This window comes from Natronococcus sp. (assembly GCF_047921035.1).
Classification (GTDB): Archaea; Halobacteriota; Halobacteria; order Halobacteriales; family Natrialbaceae; genus Natronococcus.
Genome location: NZ_JBLRWX010000169.1, coordinates 1 through 4,095, shown reverse-complemented (window position 1 = coordinate 4,095; position 4,095 = coordinate 1). Strand labels below are relative to the sequence as shown.

At 69.2% G+C, this 4,095-nt stretch carries 3 protein-coding genes and 1 pseudogene; 2 read left to right on the top strand and 2 right to left on the bottom strand.

Translation table 11 applies throughout. The annotated features are described in order from the left end of the window. Positions 1-170: 170 nt before the first annotated feature. Positions 171-1,178, top strand: a complete 1,008-nt coding sequence (locus ACNA7R_RS19470) for a TIGR04024 family LLM class F420-dependent oxidoreductase (RefSeq protein WP_416285180.1) — start codon at positions 171-173, stop codon at positions 1,176-1,178. A 240-nt stretch (positions 1,179-1,418) separates the two neighbouring features. Here the strand turns inward: ACNA7R_RS19470 and ACNA7R_RS19465 are convergent. Then, positions 1,419-2,173, bottom strand: a pseudogene (locus ACNA7R_RS19465) (helix-turn-helix transcriptional regulator). A 62-nt stretch (positions 2,174-2,235) separates the two neighbouring features. Further along, positions 2,236-3,201 carry an NADPH:quinone reductase gene (locus tag ACNA7R_RS19460; protein ID WP_416285178.1) on the bottom strand — a complete coding sequence of 322 codons (966 nt, stop codon included), beginning with the start codon at positions 3,199-3,201 and terminating at the stop codon, positions 2,236-2,238. A gap of 179 nt (positions 3,202-3,380) precedes the next feature. Between ACNA7R_RS19460 and ACNA7R_RS19455 the strand changes: the two genes are divergently transcribed. After that, a partial coding sequence (locus tag ACNA7R_RS19455; RefSeq protein WP_416285176.1) for a proton-conducting transporter membrane subunit occupies positions 3,381-4,095 on the top strand: 715 nt, incomplete at its 3' end.

Here is a 4,095-nt window from a genome sequence, read left to right as displayed (position 1 = left end):
CGTTCGGTCTGGCTCCAATAGGAGCCGCGCTACCACGACGTCGGGAATAAGTACTCGAGGGCTACACCCCCTGTGGCCCCCTGCGACCCGAACGTCTCGCGGAATCCGTTAAGCCAATCCGTACCGCGGTCGACGGTGACGCGTATGAGACGACAACGGAGGCGAACGGCGTGAACGCACGGCTGGATCTGCTGGTGCGACTCGGCGACTACGACCGCCCCCAGGACGTCGCCGACCGCGCCGTCCGGGCCGAGGAGCTGGGCTTCGACCGGATCTCGACTGGCGAGACGACCGGCTGGAACATCGTCCCGGCGCTGACGCTGATCGCCGACCGGACCGACGAACTCGGAATCTCGAACGACGTCATCTCGCCGTTCGGGCGGTCGCCGGCGATGCTCGCCCAGACCGCGCTGGCGTTACACGACGCCTCGGACGGCCGATACCGGCTCGGGCTCGGCCCGAGTTCGCCCGCGATCACCGAGCGCTGGCACGGGGAGTCCTTCGAGCGACCGCTGCGGCGCACGCGGGAGGCGATCGAGATCGTCCGGGCGGTGTACGAGGAGGGGACCCCCGCCTACGAGGGCGAGATCTTCGAGGTCGCCGGGCTCAACTACGAGCGAGACGTCCCCGAGAACCCGCCGCCGATCGACCTCGCCACCCTCGGTCCGACGGCGACCGAGATGGCCGGGCGGTTCGGCGACGGCTGGGCGCCCCAGCTGTTCACGAAGTCCGGCCTCGAGGACCGCCTCGAGGACCTCCACCGGGGCGCCGAGCTAGCGGACAGGGACCCCGACGAGCTGCGCGTGAGCCCGATCGTCCGTGGGATCGCCGCCGAGGACCGCGAGCGGGCTCGCGAACGCGCCCGCAAGACGATCGCGTTCATGCTCGGCGCGTACGGACCCTACTACGGCGACTCCGTGGCCGAGCAGGGCTACCCCGACGTCGTCGCTGCTATCCGCGAAGCCTGGCAGGATCGGGATACGGAGGCGATGGCCGCGCGGCTCCCCGACGAGGTGCTCGACGAGTTGGCACCCGCCGGCACCCCCGAGGAGGTCCGCGAGTGGGTCGCCGACTACGCCGAGATCGACGGCGTCGACGCCGTCCGGATCGGCTTCGTCGACGGGATGAGCGAGGCGGACAAGGAGACGACGATGGCGGCCGTCTCGGAGCTGGTCTGATACGGTTTACTGTAAGTCATTACCGGGGCGACCCGTGCGGCGGTTGCGCCGGTAAATCGTTACAGCAATCCGTATGAGGAGGTCCCTCGCCGTCGGGGGCGGGCCCGGACCGAAACGCTCGAGACGCCGTACTGCTGGCAGACGCCTCGAGCCCGGTCCGAGACGAACTCGTCCCAGGGACCTCCCCGATCGTTACGTTACCGAGGCCGGCGGTTTCGAGCAGGTCGACGCAGGCTACCGCTACCCGGCTGGCGTCTCGACCGCGAGGGGCCGCGCCTCCCGACGGTAGGAGTCGTAGGTCGAGACGGCCCACTCGCGGACCTCCCCGTCGTCGGTGTCGACGAACGCCCGAACCGTCCCGCTGTCGGGGTGGTAGCTACAGATCCCGATTCGATCGTCGAAGAGGCTGAGTCCGTACTCGGGAAGCTCCTGGCTGACCAGTACGGTGAGATTCCCGCTCGCCAGGGTTCGCTCGGACTGCTCGGGGTAGGCGGTTCTGATGTAGCTGACGACCGACGGCGGGTCGATCACCTCGGTCGTCATCCCGTCGACGATCCGCTGACAGAGCTCGTCTCGGCAGGGCTCGAGCAGCGCCAACTCGAAGCCGACGAACCGGAACCGGTCGGTCTCTCTGAGCAGGGAAACGAACCGGTTGACCGGACGGTACGGGTCGTCGACGGCGGAGACGGTAACGACCACGTCCGAGAACGACTCGAGCGGAAGCTTTCGGACCTCGGCGGGGAACCAGCCCCAGAGCTCCCGGAGCTTCCGCTCGGTTTCGACGCGCTCGAGCAGCTCCCGGATTCCCGACGCGACGAACGCGAGACCCCGGTTAGCTCGCGGAGGTCGGCCCGCGTTCGCGGCCGATCCGCCAGCGCGATGAGCGCGGTCGTTCGGTGGTGCGATCGCGTGAGATACGCCACGTCGTCGATCGCGTCCGGGTACACACTCACCTCCGTCTCGCGGTCGCCGCGCTCGCTGGGGTTCGGATCCATGTCAATTGTACGCACGCATTGGTAATAGTAGTAGGGTCGGATCCGAACCGAAGCCGATCGGACTACGGCTCGAGGACGAGCTTGCCGAAGAAGCTGTCCTCCATCACGTCCCGTTGGGCCTGCGCGGCCTCCTCGAGGTCGTACGTGCGGTCGATCTCGACCGAGAGGCGATCACGAGCCATGAGGTCGGCGACCCCCCGCAGTGGTACCCGCAGGTCCGGCGTGTTGAACATCGTCATGAACTGGTAGCTGACGTCGGCCGACCGGGCCGCGCCGACGTTGGTGAAGCCCGGACCGGGGTCGTTCTCGCCGATGCCGACGACGCGACAGCCCGTCGCCGCGACCTCGGCGTCGAACTGGAGGTAGTCGTCGAGCCGGTGGTCGAGAATCGCGTCGACGCCGCCGTCGCTCGCCTCGAGGACGGCGTCGGCGAGATCGTCACGCGAGTAGTCGAGGGCGGCGTCGGCGCCCAGCTCCTCGAGGGTGTCGTGGTGTTGCTCGGAGGCGGTCGTCACGACCCGGGCACTGACGGCGTCGCCGATCTGGACGGCGACGTGCCCGACGCCGCCGGAGCCGCCGTGGACGAGGCAGGCCTCGGCCGGCTCGAGGGCGGCGTGGTCGATCAGCGCGCGCCAGGCGGTGACGCCGACGACGCCCGCCGCGCCCGCCTCGCGGGCGTCGACGCCGTCCGGCAGGTGGACGACGCGGTCGGTCGGTACCGTCGCGTACTCGGCGTAGCCGCCCTGGAAGGAGCCGTTTCCGATCCCGGTGCCGTAGACGCGGTCGCCCGCCTCGAACCCCTCGACGCCCGACCCGGTTTCGGCGACGACGCCCGCGAAGTCCACGCCCGGCGTGAACGGCGGTCCGACGGGTTCGTAGGATCCCTCACGGAAGTAGGTGTCGACGGGGTTGACGCCGGCGGCCTCTATCTCGAGCAGTAGCTCGTCGGCCGCTGGTTCGGGTCGGTCGATCTCCTCGACCTGCAGTACGTCCGGTCCGCCGTGTTCCGAGAGTCGAACGGCTCGCATGACGTGCGAGGGCACGGAACGTACCCCTATAAGGGTACAGATCGCGGCACGCCGACGACCGAATCCCGCAGTTTGAAACCGTGGACCTCCCTATCGGTACTCGATTCCCGTTCGGTCGTCCGATTCCGTCTTACGTCGACGGGATCGCGACTCGAGGGCGGTCGGGAACCGACACCGCGATGATCGAACTCCAGTGGCTCGTCGCCGCCGTGATCGTCGTCCCGCTCGGAGCCGCCGGACTCTCCGCGCTCGCGGACGGCTGGTTCGACGACGTCGGCTGGCCGATCGCCGCGACGTCGCTGTCGGTGACGTTCCTGCTATCGGTGGTTCTCACCGTCGCCCTCCTCACCGGCGAGCCGATCGAGTACCAGCTCGCCCTCGACCGGCTGGGGTACGCCACGGAGTTCCAGGCCGACGGGTTCTCGGGCGCGATCGTGCTGCTCGACTCGCTGGTGGCCCTCGGCGCGCTCGCGTACACCCGGACGGCCGGCCCCCGCGGCAACGGGTTCTACGCCGGCTACCTCGCGATCGTCGCCGGGGTGATCGGGATCACCCTCACGGGCGATCTCTTCGCGCTGTACGGCTACCTGCTCCTGCTCGGCCTGGCGACGTTCGTCCTCGTCGGGGCGACGGGGACGGGGTGGGGAAGCTACGTCGCCTTCCGGTACTTCGTCCTGGGCACGCTCGGGGCCGGTATCTACCTCGCGGGCGTCGTCGTCGCGGTCGTCGCGACGGGGACGAGCAACATGGCGCTGTTGGCCGAGCGCCTCCCCGAGATCGGCTACACCGACCCGCTGGTCGTCGGCTCCTTTCTCCTCATGGGCGTCGGACTCGGGATCAGCGTCGGGCTCTTCCCGTTTCACACCTGGCTCGTCGACGCCCACGGCGTCGCGC

What these genes read in the sequence shown, in the direction of transcription:
- ACNA7R_RS19460 (WP_416285178.1), bottom strand. Translation starts at nt 3,201, where the DNA reads ATGCGAGCCGTTCGACTCTCGGAACACGGCGGACCGGACGTACTGCAG.